The sequence below is a fragment of the Marinobacter sp. M-5 genome, assembly GCF_032911545.1.
GTDB classification, from domain to species: Bacteria; Pseudomonadota; Gammaproteobacteria; order Pseudomonadales; family Oleiphilaceae; genus Marinobacter; species Marinobacter goseongensis.
Window position 1 is genome coordinate 95,037 of record NZ_JAWJEK010000003.1, and the last position, 19,798, is coordinate 114,834.

Consider the following 19,798-nt stretch of genomic DNA (forward strand, 5'->3'; position numbering starts at 1 on the left):
GGAGTTGATTTCTGTAGCCTGTGGGTTGCGGGGCGGGTACGCGGGGATGCGAAGTAAAAGACAAGAAATGAAAAGCAGAAGGTGTCTGAGCGAAGCGAGTTCTTTTTCCAAGAAAAAACTCCACCTGCCACCCCGCAAGCCCGCCCCTAAACCAACAGGCTACAAGAGGCAGGCTACTCCCAAACCTACCAGGCCTTGTAGGGCAAAAACTTCCCATTCAAAGTAACAACCACGCGATCCCCCTTGGGGTTCTCCTCCTTCTCGATGTCCATGGTGAAATCGATCGCACTCATGATGCCGTCACCAAATTTCTCATGGATCAGTTCCTTCATGGTGTCACCATACACCCCCACGATTTCGTACAGGCGGTAAATCAGCGGGTCCTGGGGCACGGCGCTGTCCCAGGCTTTCTTCGGGCAGACCTGCAGTGCTTCGGCAATCGACTTCTCCAGTCCCAGGGTCTCACACACGGCAAACGCCTTGTCCTCCGTCATGCTGTTCATCCCCAGGCAGGCCGAGGTGGTGAACACCGGCGACATGCCGATGGCCTCGGCCAGGGCTTCCCAGGACACGCCTTTGGTGGCCTTGGCTTCCAGGATTTTTGCAGTCATCAGTTCTTTGTTCATCATGGGTGATTCCTCTCTTGGCAATTAACGTCAGGCGTTTACCGCGCGGGCGGCAGATTCGGCTTCAGACTCTGTGGCTGCGGACGCAGCGGTAGCATCCCCCCTGGCGGGCTCGACGAACTTCGGGCTGCCGTCTTTTTCCGGCAACGCCGAACCGCTGCGGTTGACCAGGAAGTCCACCAGGTAATCCCGGGTCTTGTGGTAGGCCGGGTTCTGGAAAATGGTGGCGCGCGCCCTGGGGTGCGGGATGTCGACTTTCACGCTCTCGGCGATACGGGCATTGGGGCCGTTGGACATCAGGAAGATGCGGTCAGAGAGCAGAATGGCTTCGTCCACGTCGTGGGTGATCATGAACACGGTCTGACGGGTTTCTTCCCAGATTTTGACCAGTTCGTCCTGAATCACCCCACGGGTAAGCGCATCCAGCGCACCGAACGGCTCGTCCAGCAGCAACAGTTCCGGCTGCGTGGCGAATGCACGAGCAATGCTGACCCGCTGGCGCATACCGCCGGAAAGCTGGGAGGGTTTGCGGTTCAGCGCGTGATCCAGCCCTACCATGCTCAGGTAGCGTTCGCTGTGTTCTCGAACCTGCTCCTTGGACCACTTCGGCCAGCGAGCGCGGACGGCGAACACAATGTTGTTAAGGGTGGTTTTCCAAGGCAGCAAGCTGTAATTCTGGAAGACCACGCCCCGCTCCAGCCCGGGGCCTTTCACTTCCTTGCCGTTCATCACCACGTTGCCGGAACTGGCTTCATCCAGCCCGGCCAGCACGTTCAGGATGGTGGATTTACCGCAACCGGAGTGACCGATGATGCAGACAAACTCACCTTTCTCCAGGGCAAAGCGGATATCCTCGAAGACGGTCAGATCGCCGCCCTGGCCGTCCGGATATACCTTCGACAGACCATCTACTTCCAGGAATGACTTATTCATAACAGCGCTCCCTTCGGAGGTTTGAGGCAGGTACCGGCTCGCCGGCACCGAACCGCTCATTCTTTGTACTCAACCATCTTCTGGGCCTTGCCCAGGGCAAGATCCAGCACCATACCCACCACCCCGATCATCACGATGGAGAAAATCACACTGGCCAGATCCAGGTTGTTCCACTCGTTCCACACGTAGTAGCCAATGCCGGTGCCGCCCACCAGCATTTCTGCCGCCACGATCACCAGCCAGGCGATACCGATGGAGATCCTCATACCGGTCAGGATGGTGGGCGCCGCAGCCGGCAGGATCACCGTGATGGCGGTGCGCAAAGGCCCCAGCTCGTGGGTACGGGCCACGTTCACCCAATCCTGCCGCACATTGGCCACGCCAAAGGCGGTGTTGAGCAACATGGGCCAGATCGAGCAGATGAAGATGACAAAGATGGCGGAGGCATCGGAATCCTGAATGATGAACAGCGCCAGCGGCATCCAGGCCAGCGGTGAAATCGGCCGCAACACCTGGATATATGGGTTAAGGGCTTTGTACATGAGCGGTGACATGCCGATCAGAAAGCCAATGGGCAGTGCGATGGCCATGGCCGCAAGGTAGCCGGTGAGCACCCGGTAAACCGAGTAACCCAGCTGAATGCCGATGCCCTTATCGTTCGCCCCGGCGTCATAGAACGGGTCGGACAGCTCGGCCCAGGCGAGCTTGATCACCGCTGACGGTGGCGGCACCCGGGATTCCTGATCAGCACCGCCCATCAGCATTTCATACTCGGTCATACCGGTCTGCGCTTCCGGAGGCTGGGTCGCCATCTCCCAGATGCCCAGGGCCAGGATCAGAAACGACACCGACAACAGCGCCGCCCGCACATTCAGGGAAGCCACGATCACACCCTCCCGATGGCAAAGCTGCGGGTGTACTCTTCCGCACTTTCCGGATCAAAGGTCTTGCCCATGATGGTGTGAGTCTTGTAGGTCTCGCTCGGAGCGCTGTAACCCAGCTCCTCCATAATCTTCCCGGTTTCGCCGGCCAGGTAGACTTGCTCGGCAATGCCCTTGTAGTCCACGTCGCCTTCGATATAACCCCAACGCTTCATCTGGGTCAGAATCCACACCCCCATGGAGTGCCACGGGAACGGGTCAAAGTCGATGCGGTCCGGCACGTTTTTCACCTCGCCCAGGCCATCGGCATAGCGACCCGTGAGAACCTGTTGAATCACCGGTACCGGCTGGTTCAGATAGTTCTTGGGCGCAATGGCCTCGGAAATTTCCTTACGGTTCTCGGGAATGTTGGAGTACTGGGTGGCGTCGATGATCGCTCGCAGCAGCGCACCATAAGTGTTTGGATTCTCGGTGGCGAACTTCTGGCTACAGGCAAAGGCACAGCAGGGATGACCTTCCCAGATATCCTTGGTGAGCATGTGGATAAAGCCTACTTTTTCCCACACGGCACGCTGGTTGAACGGATCCGGCGACAAATAACCGTCGAGGTTACCGGCCCGCAGGTTAGCGACCATCTCGGGTGGCGGTACCACACGGATCTGCACGTCTTTATCCGGGTCGATACCGTTCTCAGCCAGGTAGTAGCGAAGCAGGAAGTTGTGCATGGAGTACTCGAAAGGCACCCCGAACTTGAAGCCTTTCCACTGTTTGGGATCGCGCTTGTCTTTGTGATCCACATGCAGAACGATGGCCTGACCGTTGATGTTCTCCACCGCAGGCATGATAAACGGCTCCGGGGTCGACCCTGCACCCATGCTCATGGCCAGGGGCATCGGGGTGAGCATGTGGGAGGCGTCGTATTCGCCCGCCAGGGATTTGTCCCTCGCCACCGCCCAGCCAGCGGTTTTGGTCACGGTGACGTCAAGACCATAGCGCTCATAAAAGCCCATGGGATGCGCCATGATGATCGGCGTGGCACAGGTGATGGGCACGAACCCGACGTTCAGCTTGGTCTTCTCGAGCTTGCCAAGGGATTCCTTCACCGCCGCCTTGGCTTTATCGAGCGGGAATACGGTGGAGACCAGCGCAGCCGCTGAACCGGCGCCCATCATTTTCATGAAGCTGCGGCGAGAGTGGTCGTTGTGACCGAATACCGAGCGCACCACCGCGCTCTCAATCGCCCGGTCCATCATCGCCTCGGAGTCCATGGCGCCCTCGGTAGCGTCCTGGCGGGGGGCCGACTGCAGGTTCAACGAGGTCGACGGGGCGTTCTGCCCGGTCTTGCATTCCGGGCAGCCGCAGGTTTTTGCATGAATCAACGACTTGTCGCCGTCAAACGGATTGCCAAGGCTTTTCGTGGTCATGGGGCACTCTCCCTTCTCTCGGATGATGTTGTGCACTCTTGCAGTGCAACCAATTGGCGACTCTGACCCCCGAGCACATCAGGCCGGGGCGGTTGCGCGTTCTGGGAGAGATATCGCAGGGTTTGTGCCAACTACCGATATTTTTTTAAACCCATGTTTTCAAAGCTCTTTTATTTATCCTTTCTGAACACACCCACTACGAATTATCGTAATAAACGAGATTTCGTAGGCATCGCTACGATTTTTCATAGTTGGCACGGGGTTTGTTCTGTTGTTTTCATGATTAACGAGGACAGCCCCATGCACCCGGAACACCCCGTCAACAACCATGCCTGGATAGACCACCTGCCGGAGGCCGCATTGCTGGTGGATGCCGCCCAGGATCTGATCGTTGCTGCCAACAGTGCCATGGGCCGGTTGATGGGTATCGACCGGCAGTCCCTGAAAAGCACCCCCTGTACCCGCTTGTTCGCCGACCAACGCCCCCAGTTGATTGCTTTCACCGAGGAAACCCTGTTCCGCAGCCACGGCTGGAGCCGGGATTTCATGGTCAAACACCGGGACGGCCACACCGTTGAGCTGGAGATTTCCGCCTCACGGGTCGGTGAAGCAGAATCCCAGGAGCTGCTGCTGTTGCTGCGGGACCGTCGCCAGTTACGAACGCTGCGGGAGCGCCACGACGCCAACCATTATCATCGTGGCGGGCTGCTGGAGTGGCGGCGGGTAGAAGAGCTGTTCAAGGACATGGAGCGTGAGAACCAGCTGATTCTTCACGCCGTCGGGGAAGGTATTTACGGCGTGGATGCCGAGGGCCGCACCACCTTCGCCAACCCGGCAGCGGAGCGCATGCTGGGCTGGCGCATTGATGAGCTTATGGGTCGGGTCATTCATCGTGTGGTCCACCACTCTCACGAGGACGGCAGCCTCTATCCACTGAAAGAGTGCCCTATTTACGCCGCCTTTCGGGACGCCAGCATCAAACGGGTGGGCGAGGACTGGTTCTGGCGCAAGGACGGCACCGGTTTCCCGGTGGAATACACCAGCACGCCCATCCTGGACAACGGCCACCCGGTGGGCGCAGTGGTTGTGTTCCGGGACATCTCCCCGCGGCTGCAGGCCCAGAAGGAGCTGCAGAAAGCCCTGGAGGAAGTGGAGAGTCTCAAACACCGGCTGGAAATGGAAAACGCTTACCTGCAGGAAGAGCTCAGTGCGGAATACCACTTTCACGAGATATTTGGCCAGAGCGACGCCATCAAGGCCATCGTGCGCCGCATCGGTATGGTTGCCCCTACCGACGCCAATGTTCTGGTCACCGGCGAATCCGGTACCGGCAAGGAGCTGATCGCCCGCGCCATTCATCAGTCCAGCACCCGCCGTGACCGACCACTGATACGGGTCAACTGCGCCGCCATTCCGAAAGACCTTTTCGAGAGTGAGTTCTTCGGCCACATCCGCGGGGCCTTCACCGGCGCAGTCAGTGACCGGGTGGGCCGGTTCGAACTGGCGGACGGCGGTACCCTGTTTCTGGATGAGGTGGGGGAAATCCCTCTGGAACTGCAAGGTAAACTGCTGAGAGTATTGCAGGATCAGCAGTTCGAGCGGGTGGGCGAAAACCACACCCGCGCGGTGGATGTGCGGGTCATCGCCGCCACCAACCGGGACCTGAAGGCGGAAGTGCAGGCCAAAACCTTCCGTGAAGATCTCTACTTCCGCCTCAACGTGTTTCCCATCGAATCCGTGCCGCTGCGGCGGCGCCAGGAGGACATTCCCATCCTCGCCCAGGAATTCCTCAACCGCGCCTGCCAGAAATTCAATCGCCCGCCCCTGGCGCTGAAGGAAGGCGACGTGGAAACCCTGAAGGCCTACCACTGGCCGGGTAACGTGCGGGAACTGGAGAACGTGATCGAGCGCCAGGTGATCACCGCTGACGGCCACCTCGATCTCGACCTGGCCGGCTCCGACTCCAGCGCCCGACCGGTGACCGCGCAAGCGCCGCCGGCCCGCCATTATCAGGGCGACCTGATGACCGAGCGGGAACTCAGGGAACTGGAAAAACAGAATCTGACCCGCGCCCTGACGATGAGCGCCGGGCGGGTGTTCGGGGACGACGGAGCCGCGGCGCTGCTGGGGGTGAAGCCCACCACCCTGACCTCACGGTTGAAAAAACTGAAAATCGAGCCGCGACAGTTCCAGGTCAGGTCGGCGTGACACCGACCTGATTCAGGGCGTACGTAATCACGATCCAGAGCACCATCACCAGCGGCAGATAACGCCCGACGAGGTAGATGCGCCATTCCCACCAGCGGCTCTCGGTGCCCAACACCGTGCGGATCTTCGACGGTGGGATAAACCAGCAGAACATCGCAGCACCCAGCACCCCGGAGAAGATGATCACATTGCCGCCGGCCACCCGGTCAATCACATCCAGCACCGGCTCACCGGCAATGGTCCACTCCAGTGGCGTGAAGCTCAGGGCCGAGGCCGTACCCAGCACCAACATCACCACGGTGACCAGGGCCACCGCCGTGGTGTTGCGTAACCGGAACTCCTCCGCTACCGCCGCGATCATCACCTTCAGCCCGGCAAGGCTGGAACTGAATGCAGCCAGAAAGAACAACCCGAAAAACAGAACGCCAACCCAGTAGCCGCCCGCCACATCTGCAAACACACGGGGCAGGGTAACAAACGCGAGCTGGCTGCCCTCCGCCGGCTCCATGCCGAAACTGAAAACAAACGGAAAGATCATCCAGCCGGCCAGCAGGGCCACGCTGGTCTCCGTGCCGGCCACCACCAGGCAGGCCCGGGGTACGTGGGTCTGGCGCGGGATAAAGCTGCCGTAGGTCACCAGATAGCCCTGCCCGATGGCCAGCGTGTAGAACGCCTGGCCGAATGCAAACGCCCACAGCGTGCCACTGGCCAGCCGGCTCCAGTCCACCTGAAAAAAGAAATCCTTGGTCTGCTCCCAGCCAGGCGTGCGGCTGGCAAAGACCACCAGCCCGATCATCACCACCAGCAACACCGGCATGAGGATCTTGGACATCTGCTCAATGGCTTTCACATCCCGGGCCAGGATAATTGCCCCGAGCAGAGTGACTGCGATGAAATACCAGAGCGAGTTATAGCCGGCGCTGAATTCACCAAACACCCGCAGGTCGTCGGTGGCCGCGTCCACGGCATAGCCCAGCGTCCAACCGGTGATCACCAGGTAGTAGCTGGTAATGGCCATGGTAATCAGCACGACAAACCAGCCGTACACCACGCCAAAGCGGTTGACCTGCCGGTAGGTCTGCACCGTGCTGCCCTTGGAGAGCCGGCCGGCGGACACCTCCAGAATCATGATGGGCAGCACCACCACAATCAGCGCCAGCAGGTAAGCCACCACAAACGCGCCACCCCCGTTCTCCCCCACCATGTAGGGAAACCGCCACAGATTCCCGAGGCCGACTGCGGCAGCGGCCATGGAGGCCACAAAAGCGGGCTCCGAGCTCCATTGTTTGCGGGACTCTTCAATAAACTCGTGGCGTTTTGGCACGGCGCTCCGATCTCCGTTTGCGATGTCTTCCCTGCCTTGGAGCCTAGCAAATGAGCCGTTTTGGCGCATGATCGGGGTCAACGTGGCCCAGGTTTGACTCGTGCGGGCGGGTACGCGGGCTAAAGGTTAAAAGCAGAGGGGGTTTGCAGGTCGGAATAGTTCGTAGGTCTCTCGGCGCGGGCCTGCCACCCCGCAGGCCTGGCCCTCAACCGGCAGGCTACAAAGGACCGCGACCTCCCAGATCAAATCAACTCAAGAGCAACAGCAGTCCCCTCGCCACCCCCAATACACAGCGACGCAACCCCACGCTTGAGGCCACGCTGACGCAAAGCATTCATCAGGGTAATGATGATCCGGGAACCGGAGGAACCGATCGGGTGGCCCAGTGCGCAGGCGCCGCCGTGGACGTTGACCTTTTCCGCCGGAAGCTTGAGCTCGTTAATGGCCGCCAGGGTGACCACCGCGAAGGCTTCGTTGATTTCGAACAGGTCCACGTCGTCAACGGACCAGCCGGCTTTGTTCAGGACCTTCTCGATGGCGCCGATGGGGGCCAGGGTGAACTCGGCGGGCAAACGGGCGTGGGTGGCGTGGGCCACGATGCGCGCCTGGGGTGTCAGGCCCCGGGCGTCGGCTTCGGCGGCGGAGGCCAGAACCAGGGCGGAGGCGCCGTCGCTGATGGAGCTGGAATTGGCGGCCGTAACCGAGCCGTCCTTGGCAAAGGCCGGCTTCAGGTGCGGGATTTTCTCCGGTTTGGCGTTGCCCGGCTGCTCGTCCACGCCCACCTCGGTGTCGCCACCGCGGCCGGCGACGGTGACCGGGACGATCTCGTCGCGAAACCAGCCGTTTTCGATGGCCGCCAGGGATTTCTGCAGGGAGCCGATGGCAAACTCATCCATCGCCTGGCGGCTGATGTCGTACTTGTCGGCGGTGCGCTGGGCGAAGACGCCCATCAGGCCGCCCTCGTAGGCGTCTTCCAAGCCGTCGAGGAACATGCTGTCCATCACCTGGCCGTGGCCCATGCGCATACCGCCGCGGGCTTTCGGCAACAGGTACGGGGCCTGGCTCATGTTTTCCATGCCGCCGGCGATCATGATGTTGTTGGTGCCGGCCCTGATCTGGTCGTGGGCCATGATCACCGCCTGCATGCCGGAGCCGCACATCTTGTTGATAGTGGTGCAGCCGGAGCTGTCGGGGATGCCGGAGGCACGGGAGGCCTGGCGCGCCGGGGCCTGGCCCAGGCCGGCGGGCAGCACGCAGCCCATGATCACTTCCTGGATATCCGCCGGCTGCAGGCCGGAGCGCTCAATGGCCGCCTTGATGGAGACCGCCCCCAGCTGCGGCGAACGCACCGAGCTCAGGGAGCCCATCATGCCGCCCATGGGGGTGCGGGCGGAGCCTGCAATCACAACGCTGTTGTCACTCATAACGGTTCCTCACTCAATCAGGCTTTGCCCAGTACCGAACGGGCAATGATCTCTTTCATCACTTCCGAGGTGCCGCCGTAAATCCGCTGCACCCGGGCATCAATAAAGTTCCGGGAAATCGGGTACTCGGTGGTGTAACCGTAGCCACCAAACAGCTGCAGGCAGCCGTCCGCCACCCGGCACTGCATTTCCGTGGCACTGTACTTGGCCATGGAAGCCGTCGGGGCATCCAGTTCGCCGCGGTCGTACTGATCGATGCACTGGTCCACGAAGGCCTTGTTCACCCGGTAATCGGTTTCCATGCGGGCGATTTCAAAACGGGTGTTCTGCAGTTGCGCCAGTTTCTGGCCGAACAGCTCCCGCTCCTGGGCATAGGCAATGGTCAGGTCGAGGGAGCCGCGGGCCGCTGCCACACCAAGGGCGCCGATCACCAGCCGCTCGCGGGGCAGTTCCCGCATCAGGTACATGAAACCCTGCCCTTCCTCACCCAGAAGCGCAGAGGCCGGAACCCGCATATCGGAGAAGAACATCTCCGAGGTGTCGCCGGAGTGCTGGCCGATCTTGTCCAGATTACGGCCCTTGCTGTAACCCGGCAGCGAGGTGTCGACCAGGAACAGGCTGATGCCACGGGCACCGGCTTTCGGGTCGGTCTTGGCGGCCACGATCACCATGTCCGCGTGCTGGCCGTTGGTAATAAAGGTCTTGGAGCCGTTGAGGATGTAGCTATCGCCATCCTTCACCGCATGGGTGCGGATCGCCTGCAGGTCACTGCCGGCCCCCGGCTCGGTCATGGCGATCGCGCCAACCGCCTCGCCGGACACCAGCCTGGGCAGCCACTGCTGGCGTTGTTGCTCATTTCCCATGTGGCTGAGGTACGGCGCCACGATGTCCGAATGCACCATCACGTTGGTGGACAGAGCGCCGAACCCCAGACGGGCGAGCTCCTCGCCCACTACCACGGAAAACTGGAAGGGGGCCCCGATACCGCCCCACTCTTCCGGTACATCGACACACAACATGCCGGCGTTGCCGAGGGTGTTCCACAGCGCCCGCGGCACGATGCCGGATTTCTCCCAGGCTTCGTAATGCGGCCGCACCTCGGCTTCCAGAGCCTTGATCACCGACTCGCGGAACATCGCCAGTTCTTCTTTATCGACAGGCATGGTCATGAATCTCTCCTGCAATTGAATGCGATTACTTGGGCGCCATGCGCAGGGCGCAATCCAGACGAATCACCTCGCCGTTCAGAATCGGGTTGCGCACCATCTGGTCCACCATCATGCCGAACTCTTCCGGCTTACCCAGGCGCTTCGGGAACGGCAGCGTCGCCGCCAGGCTGTCCTGCACCTCCTGGGGCATGCCCGCCATCATCGGCGTCATGAACAGGCCCGGTGCAATGGTGTTCACCCGGATACCCTCACGGGCCAGCTCCCGCGCCGACTGCAGCGTCAACGCCACTACCCCGCCCTTGGAGGCACTGTAAGCGGCCTGCCCGATCTGGCCCTCGTAGGCAGCCACCGAGGCTGTGTTGATAATCACGCCCCGCTCGCCATCGCCGTTGGCGTCACGCTGGGCCATCTCGGCGGCGGCCAGACGCAGAATGTTGAAGGTGCCAATCAGGTTGACCTGAATCACCTTGCTGAAGTTCTCCAGCGGCATCACCCCGTCACGGCCCAGAATCTTTACCGCCGGTGCGATACCGGCACAGTTCACCGCAATGCCGCAGTGGCCGTGGGCCTCACGTGCGGCAGCGAGCGCCGCTTCCGCGCTCTCTGGGGAGCTGACATCACAGTGCACAAACAGCCCATCGATGTCCCGGGCCACCGCCTCGCCCTGCTCTTTCTGCAGGTCGAGAATCGCCACCTTACAGCCAGCGGCCGCCAGCGCACGGGCCGCGCCTTCGCCCAAACCGGAAGCGCCACCGGTTACAATGGCCGGTACATTCTGAAATTCCATCGTCTGCTCCTCGCAATATGTATCAGATCATTCAACTCGAAAAACGGGTTTTGACACCCAGAAATTACTTTACGTTTACGTAAACTTTATCTAACCTTACTATAAAAAGGAAATCGCCATGGCAGAAAAAACCACATACAGCATCAGTGAGCTCGCCAAGGAGTTTGACGTTACCACACGGAGCGTCCGGTTCTATGAGGATCAGGGCCTGCTGAAACCCGCCCGCAGGGGGCAGACACGAATTTTCAGTTCCAAGGACCGGGTTCGGCTGAAGCTGATCCTGCGGGGCAAGCGCATGGGCTTTTCGCTGGCCGAAACCAAGGAACTGTTCGACCTGTGGGACGAAACCCTCACGGGGAACGAAAAACAGTTACTGAAGATGCTGGCCATTCTGGACAACAAGCGCGCCCAGCTGGAACAGCAGAAAAACGACATCGCCCAGGCAGAAATGGAAATGGAAACCGCAGAAACCCGTTGTCGCGAAGCCCTGGCGGAACTTCAGAAACGTAAAGAGTCACAGAATAAACAACCATCATCAGAAAAAGCGGGGGCCTGATCCCCGCGTCAATCAATTCGGAATACCAAGGTAGCCAACCATGCAATCACAATACTCAGAGCTCAATTTCGGCCTCGGCGAAACCCTCGACATGCTGCGCGAACAGATCAACGGCTTCGCCGCCGCGGAAATCGCCCCGCGGGCGGAAGACATCGACCGCAACAACGAATTCCCCATGGACCTGTGGCGGAAAATGGGCGACATGGGCCTGCTGGGTATTACCGTCAGTGAAGAATACGGCGGCTCCGACATGGGCTACCTGGCGCACGTCATCGCCATGGAAGAAATCAGCCGCGCCTCCGCCTCCGTCGGCCTGTCCTACGGCGCCCATTCCAACCTGTGCGTGAACCAGATCCACCGCAACGGCACGGAAGAACAGAAGCAGAAATACCTGCCCAAACTGATCAGCGGCGAACACATCGGCGCGCTGGCCATGTCCGAGCCCAACGCCGGCTCCGACGTCATCTCCATGAAACTGTCTGCCCGCGACGAAGGCGACCACTTCGTACTCAACGGCAACAAAATGTGGATCACCAACGGCCCGGACGCACACACCTACGTCATCTACGCCAAAACCGACACCCAGGCCGGCTCCCGCGGCGTCACCGCCTTCATCGTAGAACGCGACGCCCCCGGCTTCAGCCGCCACCAGAAACTCGACAAACTCGGCATGCGCGGCTCCAACACCTGCGAACTGGTCTTCCAGGACTGCAAAGTGCCCCGCGAAAACATCCTCGGCGGCGAAGGCAATGGCGCCAAAGTCCTGATGAGCGGCCTAGACTACGAACGCCTGGTACTTTCCGGCGGCCCGTTGGGCATCATGCAAGCGGCCATGGACGTGGTGGTTCCCTACATCCGCGAGCGCAAACAGTTCGGCCAGGCCATCGGCGAATTCGAGCTGGTCCAGGGCAAAGTGGCGGACATGTACACCTGGATGAACACCGCCAAATCCTACGTCTACATGGTAGCCATGTCCGCGGACCGCGGCGAAACCACCCGCAAAGACGCCGCCGGCGCGATCCTCTACTCCGCCGAAATGGCCACCAAACTGGCGCTGGACTCCATCCAGCTGCTGGGCGGCAACGGCTACATCAACGAATACCCAACCGGCCGCCTGCTGCGCGACGCCAAACTCTACGAAATCGGTGCCGGCACGTCTGAAATCCGCCGCATGCTGATCGGCAGAGAGCTGTTCCTGAACAAGTAAGGCCAGCTCCTTCGTTCGCCTAGCGCGGACACCTGCACCCAATGTATGCCAAGGGGCTGGTGGGCTGTCCTTCCGGAAATTTCGAAGGCCATGGATGGCCTGAGGGAAGCGCACATGGATGTGCTCGCAGCGGTTTCCGGAAGGACAGTCCATCAGCCCCGCGCCCCCAACTTTTGAGGGATCAAAAAACCATGACCGTGCTACAAAGCAAAATCAACCCAAGGTCCGAAGAGTTCCAGGCCAACCAGGAATCCATGGCCAAAGCCGTGGCCGACCTGCGGGACAAAGTCGCCACCATCCAGCAAGGCGGCGGCCCCACCTACCAGGAACGCCACCTGGCACGCGGCAAACTGCTGCCCAGAGAGCGCATCAACCGCCTCCTGGATGAAGGTTCCCCCTTCCTGGAAATCGGCCAGTTCGCCGCCTACAACGTCTACGACGAAGAAGTCCCCGCGGCGGGCGTCATCGCCGGCGTCGGCCGCGTCTCCGGCACCGAGTGCATGATCATCGCCAACGACGCCACGGTGAAGGGTGGCAGCTACTACCCGCTGACCGTAAAAAAACACTTGCGTGCCCAGGAGATTGCCCTACAGAACCGGCTGCCCTGCATCTATCTGGTGGACTCCGGCGGCGCTAACCTGCCCCGGCAAGACGAAGTGTTCCCGGACCGGGACCACTTCGGCCGCATCTTCTACAACCAGGCGCGCATGTCGGCTGACGACATCCCCCAGATCGCCGTGGTTATGGGGCTGTGCACCGCCGGTGGCGCCTACATGCCGGCCATGGCCGACGAATCCATCATCGTGAAGGAACAGGGCACCATCTTCCTCGCCGGCCCGCCGCTGGTGAAAGCCGCCACCGGTGAAGTCGTCAGCGCCGAGGATCTGGGCGGCGCCGACGTACACTGCAAAATCTCCGGCGTAGCCGACCATTACGCCGAGAACGACGCCCACGCCCTGGACATTGCCCGGCGCTGCGTGTCCAACCTTAACCGCCGCAAACCGGCCGATGTGCAAATCCAGAAACCCCGTGCGCCGCTGTATGACGCCGAGGAAATCTACGGCATTGTCGGCACCGATCTGCGCAAACAGTTCGACGTGCGCGACGTCATCGCCCGCACCGTCGACGGCTCCGAGTTTGACGAATTCAAACGCTACTACGGCCAGACCCTGGTGACCGGCTTCGCCCACATCCACGGCTACCCGGTGGGCATCATCGCCAATAACGGCATCCTGTTCAGCGAGTCCGCCCAGAAAGGCGCGCACTTCATCGAACTGTGCTGCCAGCGCAACATCCCGCTGCTGTTCCTGCAGAACATCACCGGCTTCATGGTGGGCCAGAAGCACGAAGCCGAAGGCATCGCCAAGCACGGCGCCAAGATGGTTATGGCCGTCGCCTGCGCCAACGTGCCCAAGATCACCGTACTGATCGGCAGCAGCTACGGCGCCGGCAACTACGGCATGTGTGGTCGCGCCTACAGCCCTGATTTTCTGTGGATGTGGCCGAATGCCCGCATCGCCGTGATGGGCGGTGAGCAGGCCGCCGGCGTGATGGCCACCGTTCGCCGCGATGGGCTGGAGCGCAAGGGCGAAACCTGGAGCGAGGCCGACGAAGCCGCGTTCAAGAAACCCATCGCCGACACCTACGAACACCAGGGTCACCCCTATTACGCCAGTGCCCGGCTCTGGGACGACGGCGTGATCGACCCGGCCCAGACCCGTGAAGTCGTGGCCCTGAGCCTGTCTGCCACCCTCAACCGACCCGCCAAGCCCACCCGCTTCGGCGTGTTCCGGATGTAATCGGGAGGACTGACATGACAGACAACGACTCTGCAGTTCTGCTCAGACACCGCGACGGCGGCATTGCCGAGGTGGTACTCAACCGCCCGGACAAGCGCAACGCCTTTGATGACGTCATCATCCAGCAGCTGATCGGCGCCCTCACCGACGTGGACACCAACAAGCATGTGAAGGTGGTCATCCTGCGTTCAGAGGGCAAGCACTTCTCCGCCGGTGCCGACCTGGGCTGGATGCGCCGCATGGCGGACAACAGCCGCCAGGAAAACCTGGACGACTCCCGCGAACTGGCGCGGCTGATGAACGTTCTCAACCACCTGTCCAAACCGGTGATCGGCCTGGTTCAGGGGGCGGCGTTTGGTGGCGCGGTGGGCCTCGCCGCCTGCTGTGACATCGTGCTGGCCACCGAAAAAGCCAGTTTCTGCCTCAGTGAAGTGAAGCTCGGCCTGATTCCGGCGGTGATCAGTCCCTACGTGGTGCGCGCCATCGGCGAACGCCAGGCCCGCCGCTACTTCATCACCGCTGAGATCTTCTCCGCCCAACAAGCCGAACACTTCGGCCTGGTGCACGAAATTTGTGCCGACGTGGATGCCATGAACCGACGCTGCGACGAATTACTGCTTCAGCTTGCCCTCAACGGTCCCGAGGCCATGCAAGCCGCCAAGAATCTGGTGTTCGCCGTCAGCCACAAACCGATCAGCGGCGAGGTCATTGACGACACCGCGCACCGCATCGCGGATATCCGGGTGGGTGAAGAGGGTCAGGAAGGGCTCAGCGCGTTCCTGAACAAACGCAAGGCCAACTGGGTTCCGGAGGAAGACTAATGTTCAGTAAAATTCTCATCGCCAACCGTGGCGAAATCGCCTGCCGGATCATCCAGACCGCGCATCGCATGGGCATTCGCTGTGTAGCAGTCTATTCAGACGCCGACGCCAACGCGCGGCACGTGGCCATGGCCGACGAAGCTTTCCACATCGGCCCTGCGCCCAGCTCCGAAAGCTACCTGAAAGCCGACAGAATCATCGAAGTTGCGAAAAAAAGCGGTGCCCAGGCCATCCACCCGGGTTACGGCTTCCTGTCCGAGAACACCCGGTTTGCCGAAGCCTGCGAAACCAACAACATCGTGTTCATCGGCCCGCCCTCCTCAGCTATTGCAGCCATGGGTTCCAAATCCGCCGCCAAGGCGATCATGGAGAAAGCCGGCGTGCCGCTGGTACCGGGCTACCACGGCGACGACCAGAGCCCGGACACCCTGCGTAAGGGAGCCGAACAGTGCGGCTTCCCGCTACTGCTGAAAGCTGTGGCCGGTGGCGGCGGCAAAGGCATGCGGGTGGTGGAGCGTATGGAAGACTTCGACGACGCCCTCGCGGCCGCCAAACGGGAATCGAAGAACGCCTTCGGCAATCCGGACATGCTCATCGAGCGCTACCTGACCCAGCCGCGCCATGTGGAGATCCAGGTGTTCTGCGATCGGGACGGCCACGGTGTCTATCTGGCCGAGCGGGACTGCTCCGTGCAACGACGCCACCAGAAAGTGCTGGAGGAAGCCCCGGCCCCGGGCCTGAGCGAGGAAACCCGCAAAGCCATGGGCGAAGCGGCGGTCAAAGCCGCCCAGGCCATCAACTATGTGGGCGCCGGCACCGTGGAATTCCTCTACGACGTGGACGGCTCTTTCTTCTTCATGGAAATGAACACACGCCTGCAGGTGGAACACCCGGTCACCGAAATGGTCACCGGCCAGGATCTGGTGGAATGGCAGTTGAAAGTGGCCTGGGGCGACCCCCTGCCGTTGGAACAGGCCCAGGTGAAAACCCGCGGCCATGCTCTGGAAGCGCGGATCTACGCCGAGGACCCGGACCAGGACTTCCTCCCGGCCACCGGCACCCTGCGCTACCTGAGTACGCCGGATGAAAACGTCCATGTGCGCGTGGACACCGGCGTTACCGAAGGCGACGAGATCAGCATTCACTACGACCCGATGATCGCCAAACTGATCGTGTGGGACGAAACCCGCGACCAGGCCATTAACCGCATGGTGCAGGCGCTGGAGCACTACCGCATCGCCGGGGTGAAAACCAACATCCGTTTCCTGCATGCCCTGGCCGACGCCCAGCCGTTCCGGGAGGCCGAGCTGACCACCGGATTCATCGAGGACCACCGCGAGCTGCTGTTCCCCAAATCCCGCCTCGACCTGCACAAAGGGCTGGTACTGGCGGCCGGCTTCCTGCTGGAACAGCGCAAATCCCGCGAAGTGGTCAGCACCGACCCCTGGTCGCCGTTCGGCCGCCAGAACGGCTGGCGCATGAACTCCGAATACGCGCAGCCCATGCACCTGCTGGTGGGTGAAGAGGTGCACGAACTCAAGATCCTCGAGCGGGACGACCGCTACCAGGTAATGGTCGGCGGCAGCATCTACCACCTCAACTGCAAGCTGGATGACGACTCCCTGCAGGCGGTGATCAACGGCCACCGCATCAGCGTGCACGGCAACCTGCACAACCACCAGCTGGTGCTGTTCTACGAGGGCGACACCTTCCAGTGCAACGTATTCCGTGAAACCTTCGGCGCCGAGGAGCTGGCCGGCGAAGGCAGCCTGGAGGCCCCGATGAACGGCGCGATTGTCGCGGTGCAGGCCAAAGTGGGCGACCAGGTCACCGCCGGCCAGACCCTGGTAATCATGGAAGCCATGAAAATGGAACACGCCATCAAGGCCCCGGCCGACGGCGTGGTGACAGACATCTTCTACGCCGAGGGCGACCAGGTGTCCGAGGGCGCGGAGCTGATCGCCATCGAAACCAGCGACGAGGAGGCGGCGTAACATGGCCTTCCCGAACCGGGTCCGACTGGTGGAAATGAGCCCCCGCGACGGCCTGCAGAACGAGCCCGGTGACGTCATCGCCACCGCCATCAAAACCGGGCTGATCGACCGGCTGGCTGACTGCGGCCTCAGCCACATCGAGTCCGCCAGCTTTGTGTCGCCGAAATGGGTACCGCAGATGGGCGATGCGGCGGACGTGATGGCCGGCATCAACCGAAAATCCGGCGTGCGCTACTCGGTGCTCGCCCCCAACCTGAAGGGCTTCGAAAACGCCCTGGCGGCCGGGGCAGACGAAGTGGCGGTGTTCGGGGCCGCGTCCGAATCCTTCAGCCAGAAAAACATCAACTGCTCCATCGCCGAAAGTCTCGATCGCTTCCTGCCAGTGATGGAAGCCGCGGGCAAGGCAGGTATACCGGTGCGGGGCTATGTGTCCACCGTGCTCGGTTGCCCTTATGAGGGTGACATCGCCCCGGTACAGGTGGCCAAAGTCGCCAAAGCTCTGGCGGACATGGGCTGCTACGAAATCTCCCTGGGCGACACCATCGGCGTGGGCACCCCGCTCAAAGCCAAACGCATGCTGGCAGCCGTCGCCGCAGACGTACCCATCGAGAAACTGGCCGCCCACTTCCACGACACCTACGGCCAGGCCCTGGCCAATCTTTACGCCGTACTGGAAGAGGGCATTTCGGTGATTGACGCTTCCGTCGCCGGCCTAGGCGGCTGCCCCTACGCCAAAGGCGCCTCCGGCAACGTCGCCACCGAAGACGTGCTATACCTTCTGAACGGACTAGGCATCAAAACCGGCGTGGATCTGAGCAAGCTGGTTACCACCGGTGACTGGATCAGCAGCCAACTGAAACGCCACAACGGTTCCAAAGTCGGTCAGGCGCTCGGAGGACGCTAGCAGCGTTTCCTATTACAACAACAATGGAGGCAGAGACCATGATCAACACGCTCCCGAGCTACACCAGTGGCACCTCAGAGACGCCATTACTGGGGATGACCATCGGCGAAATGCTCGATCGCACCGCCGGTAAGTACCCCGACACCGAAGCCCTGGTGGCCCTGCACCAGGACATCCGCTGGACCTACAGGGAATTCGTGGAAAAGGTCAACGAAGCCGCCCGCGCCTTCCTCGCCATCGGCGTCAAACGGGGCGACCGCGTCGGCATCTGGTCTCCCAACCGCTACGAGTGGACCGTTACCCAGTTCGCCACCGCCAAGGTGGGCGCCATCCTGGTGAACATCAACCCGGCCTACGGCGTGCATGAGCTGGACTACGCCATGAATCTGGCCGGTATCTCGGTGCTGGTTACTGCCGACAGCTTCAAGGCCTCGGACTATCGCAAAATGGTCTACGATCTGGGCCCCCGAGCTGAAAACGGCCACACCGGGCAAGCTCAAAGCGCAAAAAGTGCCGGAGCTGCGCGCCGTGATCAATCTGGATAAAGACCAGCACGACGGCATGTGGACCTGGGCCGAGTTCACCGGCTTTGCCGATGACGTCAGCCAGCTGGAACTGGACAAGGCACAGAGCCAGCTGCAGTTTGATGACCCCATCAACATCCAGTTCACCTCCGGCACCACCGGCAATCCCAAGGGCGCCACCCTCACCCACCACAACATCCTCAATAATGGCTACTTCGTGGCCCACAGCCAGCGCTTCACCGAGAACGACCGGCTGGTGATCCCGGTGCCCCTGTACCACTGCTTCGGCATGGTGATGGGCAACCTCGGCTGCATCACCCACGGCGCCACCATGATCTACCCGGGCGAGGGCTTCGAGCCCAAGTCCGTACTACAGGCCGTGCACCAGGAAAAAGCCACTGCTCTGTACGGTGTGCCCACCATGTTCATCGCCGAACTGGCCGAGCCGGAGTTTGAAAGCTACGACCTCTCCAGCCTGCGCACCGGCATCATGGCCGGCTCTATTTGCCCGGCGGAAGTGATGAAGAAGGTCAACGGCAAAATGCACATGAAAGAAGTTCAGATTGCCTACGGCATGACCGAAACCAGCCCGGTGTCGACGCAGACCAGCTCCCTCGACCCGTTCGAGAAACAGGTCACCACCGTTGGCCGCACCCAGCCTCACCTGGAAACCAAAATCGTCGACCCCGGCAGCGGCAACGTGGTGCCCCGTGGCGAAATTGGCGAGCTGTGCACCCGTGGCTACAGCGTGATGCTGAAGTACTGGAACAGCGAAGAGAAAACCCGCGAAGCCATCGACGACGCCGGCTGGATGCACACCGGTGACCTGGCCACCATGGACGAGGACGGCTACATCCAGATCGTCGGCCGCATCAAAGATATGGTCATTCGCGGCGGTGAGAACATCTACCCGAAAGAGATCGAAGAATTCCTCTACACCCACCCCGCCATCGAGGAAGTGCAGGTCACCGGCATTCCCGATGACAAGTACGGTGAAGAACTGATCGCCTGGGTGAAGCTGAACCCGGACGCCGATCCGGTCACCGGCGACGAACTGCGGGAGTTCTGCAAGGGCAAGATTGCCCACTTCAAGATCCCGAGGAACTACAAATTTGTGGACGCCTTTCCGATGACCGTCACCGGGAAGATCCAGAAGTTCAAGATGCGGGAGATTGCTATCCAGGAGATGGAGCAGGGAAACTAGAGGCCACTTGAGC

The 19,798-nt window shown here is 61.2% G+C and carries 15 protein-coding genes and 1 pseudogene; 8 read left to right on the forward strand and 8 right to left on the reverse strand.

Features of this window, described 5'->3' with window-relative positions; translation table 11 throughout:
- Positions 1–185 precede the first annotated feature (185 nt).
- From cynS to R0125_RS13545, 4 genes are read right to left on the reverse strand one after another with little or no spacing between them, the layout of a single operon-like run.
- Positions 186–629: a cyanase gene (gene cynS, locus R0125_RS13530; protein ID WP_248185806.1), complete on the reverse strand. Its 444-nt coding sequence runs from the start codon at positions 627–629 to the stop codon at positions 186–188.
- Positions 630–656: 27 nt separating this feature from the next.
- Positions 657–1,559, reverse strand: coding sequence for an ABC transporter ATP-binding protein (locus R0125_RS13535; RefSeq protein WP_248185808.1), 903 nt, complete (start codon positions 1,557–1,559; stop codon positions 657–659).
- A 56-nt stretch (positions 1,560–1,615) separates the two neighbouring features.
- Positions 1,616–2,443, reverse strand: coding sequence for a nitrate ABC transporter permease (gene ntrB, locus R0125_RS13540; RefSeq protein ID WP_248185810.1), 828 nt, complete (start codon positions 2,441–2,443; stop codon positions 1,616–1,618).
- Positions 2,444–2,445: 2 nt separating this feature from the next.
- Entirely contained in the window at positions 2,446–3,864 is a 1,419-nt protein-coding gene (locus R0125_RS13545) for a CmpA/NrtA family ABC transporter substrate-binding protein (protein ID WP_317238532.1), read from the reverse strand.
- Positions 3,865–4,164: 300 nt separating this feature from the next.
- Here R0125_RS13545 and R0125_RS13550 point away from each other — a divergent pair, with 300 nt between their 5' ends.
- Positions 4,165–6,072, forward strand: coding sequence for a sigma 54-interacting transcriptional regulator (locus R0125_RS13550; RefSeq protein WP_317238533.1), 1,908 nt, complete (start codon positions 4,165–4,167; stop codon positions 6,070–6,072).
- Here R0125_RS13550 and R0125_RS13555 read toward each other — a convergent pair.
- From R0125_RS13555 to R0125_RS13570, 4 genes are all read right to left on the reverse strand, one after another.
- Positions 6,059–7,396 carry a sodium-dependent transporter gene (locus R0125_RS13555; RefSeq protein WP_317238534.1) on the reverse strand — a complete coding sequence of 446 codons (1,338 nt, stop codon included), beginning with the start codon at positions 7,394–7,396 and terminating at the stop codon, positions 6,059–6,061. The genes R0125_RS13550 and R0125_RS13555 overlap by 14 nt on opposite strands.
- 242 nt (positions 7,397–7,638) lie before the next feature.
- Positions 7,639–8,820, reverse strand: a complete 1,182-nt coding sequence (locus R0125_RS13560; RefSeq protein WP_317238535.1) for an acetyl-CoA C-acyltransferase — start codon at positions 8,818–8,820, stop codon at positions 7,639–7,641.
- Positions 8,821–8,837: 17 nt separating this feature from the next.
- Positions 8,838–9,989: an acyl-CoA dehydrogenase family protein gene (locus R0125_RS13565; protein WP_317238536.1), complete on the reverse strand. Its 1,152-nt coding sequence runs from the start codon at positions 9,987–9,989 to the stop codon at positions 8,838–8,840.
- A 25-nt stretch (positions 9,990–10,014) separates the two neighbouring features.
- On the reverse strand, positions 10,015–10,776 hold the full coding sequence (locus tag R0125_RS13570; RefSeq protein ID WP_317238537.1) for an SDR family NAD(P)-dependent oxidoreductase: 762 nt from the start codon (positions 10,774–10,776) through the stop codon (positions 10,015–10,017).
- Between the two features lie 118 nt (positions 10,777–10,894).
- On the opposite strand from R0125_RS13570, the gene R0125_RS13575 reads away from it, so the two are divergent.
- From R0125_RS13575 to R0125_RS13605, 7 genes and pseudogenes are all read left to right on the forward strand, one after another.
- Positions 10,895–11,332 carry a MerR family DNA-binding transcriptional regulator gene (locus R0125_RS13575; RefSeq protein ID WP_317238538.1) on the forward strand — a complete coding sequence of 146 codons (438 nt, stop codon included), beginning with the start codon at positions 10,895–10,897 and terminating at the stop codon, positions 11,330–11,332.
- Between the two features lie 40 nt (positions 11,333–11,372).
- Positions 11,373–12,539: an isovaleryl-CoA dehydrogenase gene (locus tag R0125_RS13580; RefSeq protein ID WP_317238539.1), complete on the forward strand. Its 1,167-nt coding sequence runs from the start codon at positions 11,373–11,375 to the stop codon at positions 12,537–12,539.
- A 191-nt stretch (positions 12,540–12,730) separates the two neighbouring features.
- Positions 12,731–14,338, forward strand: a complete 1,608-nt coding sequence (locus tag R0125_RS13585; protein WP_248182703.1) for a carboxyl transferase domain-containing protein — start codon at positions 12,731–12,733, stop codon at positions 14,336–14,338.
- Positions 14,339–14,352: 14 nt separating this feature from the next.
- A complete protein-coding gene (locus R0125_RS13590) occupies positions 14,353–15,159 on the forward strand; it encodes an enoyl-CoA hydratase-related protein (protein ID WP_317238540.1) in 807 nt (268 codons plus the stop codon).
- A complete protein-coding gene (locus R0125_RS13595) occupies positions 15,159–17,153 on the forward strand; it encodes an acetyl/propionyl/methylcrotonyl-CoA carboxylase subunit alpha (protein WP_317238541.1) in 1,995 nt (664 codons plus the stop codon). Before R0125_RS13590 ends, R0125_RS13595 begins: the two co-directional genes overlap by 1 nt.
- Position 17,154: 1 nt before the next feature.
- On the forward strand, positions 17,155–18,057 hold the full coding sequence (locus R0125_RS13600; protein ID WP_317238542.1) for a hydroxymethylglutaryl-CoA lyase: 903 nt from the start codon (positions 17,155–17,157) through the stop codon (positions 18,055–18,057).
- Positions 18,058–18,095: 38 nt separating this feature from the next.
- Positions 18,096–19,785, forward strand: a pseudogene (locus R0125_RS13605) (AMP-binding protein).
- Positions 19,786–19,798 lie beyond the last annotated feature (13 nt).

What these genes read in the sequence shown, in the direction of transcription:
- cynS (WP_248185806.1), bottom strand. Translation starts at nt 629, where the DNA reads ATGATGAACAAAGAACTGATGACTGCAAAAATCCTGGAAGCCAAGGCC.
- R0125_RS13535 (WP_248185808.1), bottom strand. Translation starts at nt 1,559, where the DNA reads ATGAATAAGTCATTCCTGGAAGTAGATGGTCTGTCGAAGGTATATCCG.
- R0125_RS13545 (WP_317238532.1), bottom strand. Translation starts at nt 3,864, where the DNA reads ATGACCACGAAAAGCCTTGGCAATCCGTTTGACGGCGACAAGTCGTTG.
- R0125_RS13550 (WP_317238533.1), top strand. Translation starts at nt 4,165, where the DNA reads ATGCACCCGGAACACCCCGTCAACAACCATGCCTGGATAGACCACCTG.
- R0125_RS13560 (WP_317238535.1), bottom strand. Translation starts at nt 8,820, where the DNA reads ATGAGTGACAACAGCGTTGTGATTGCAGGCTCCGCCCGCACCCCCATG.
- R0125_RS13565 (WP_317238536.1), bottom strand. Translation starts at nt 9,989, where the DNA reads ATGACCATGCCTGTCGATAAAGAAGAACTGGCGATGTTCCGCGAGTCG.
- R0125_RS13570 (WP_317238537.1), bottom strand. Translation starts at nt 10,776, where the DNA reads ATGGAATTTCAGAATGTACCGGCCATTGTAACCGGTGGCGCTTCCGGT.
- R0125_RS13575 (WP_317238538.1), top strand. Translation starts at nt 10,895, where the DNA reads ATGGCAGAAAAAACCACATACAGCATCAGTGAGCTCGCCAAGGAGTTT.
- R0125_RS13580 (WP_317238539.1), top strand. Translation starts at nt 11,373, where the DNA reads ATGCAATCACAATACTCAGAGCTCAATTTCGGCCTCGGCGAAACCCTC.
- R0125_RS13585 (WP_248182703.1), top strand. Translation starts at nt 12,731, where the DNA reads ATGACCGTGCTACAAAGCAAAATCAACCCAAGGTCCGAAGAGTTCCAG.
- R0125_RS13590 (WP_317238540.1), top strand. Translation starts at nt 14,353, where the DNA reads ATGACAGACAACGACTCTGCAGTTCTGCTCAGACACCGCGACGGCGGC.
- R0125_RS13595 (WP_317238541.1), top strand. Translation starts at nt 15,159, where the DNA reads ATGTTCAGTAAAATTCTCATCGCCAACCGTGGCGAAATCGCCTGCCGG.
- R0125_RS13600 (WP_317238542.1), top strand. Translation starts at nt 17,155, where the DNA reads ATGGCCTTCCCGAACCGGGTCCGACTGGTGGAAATGAGCCCCCGCGAC.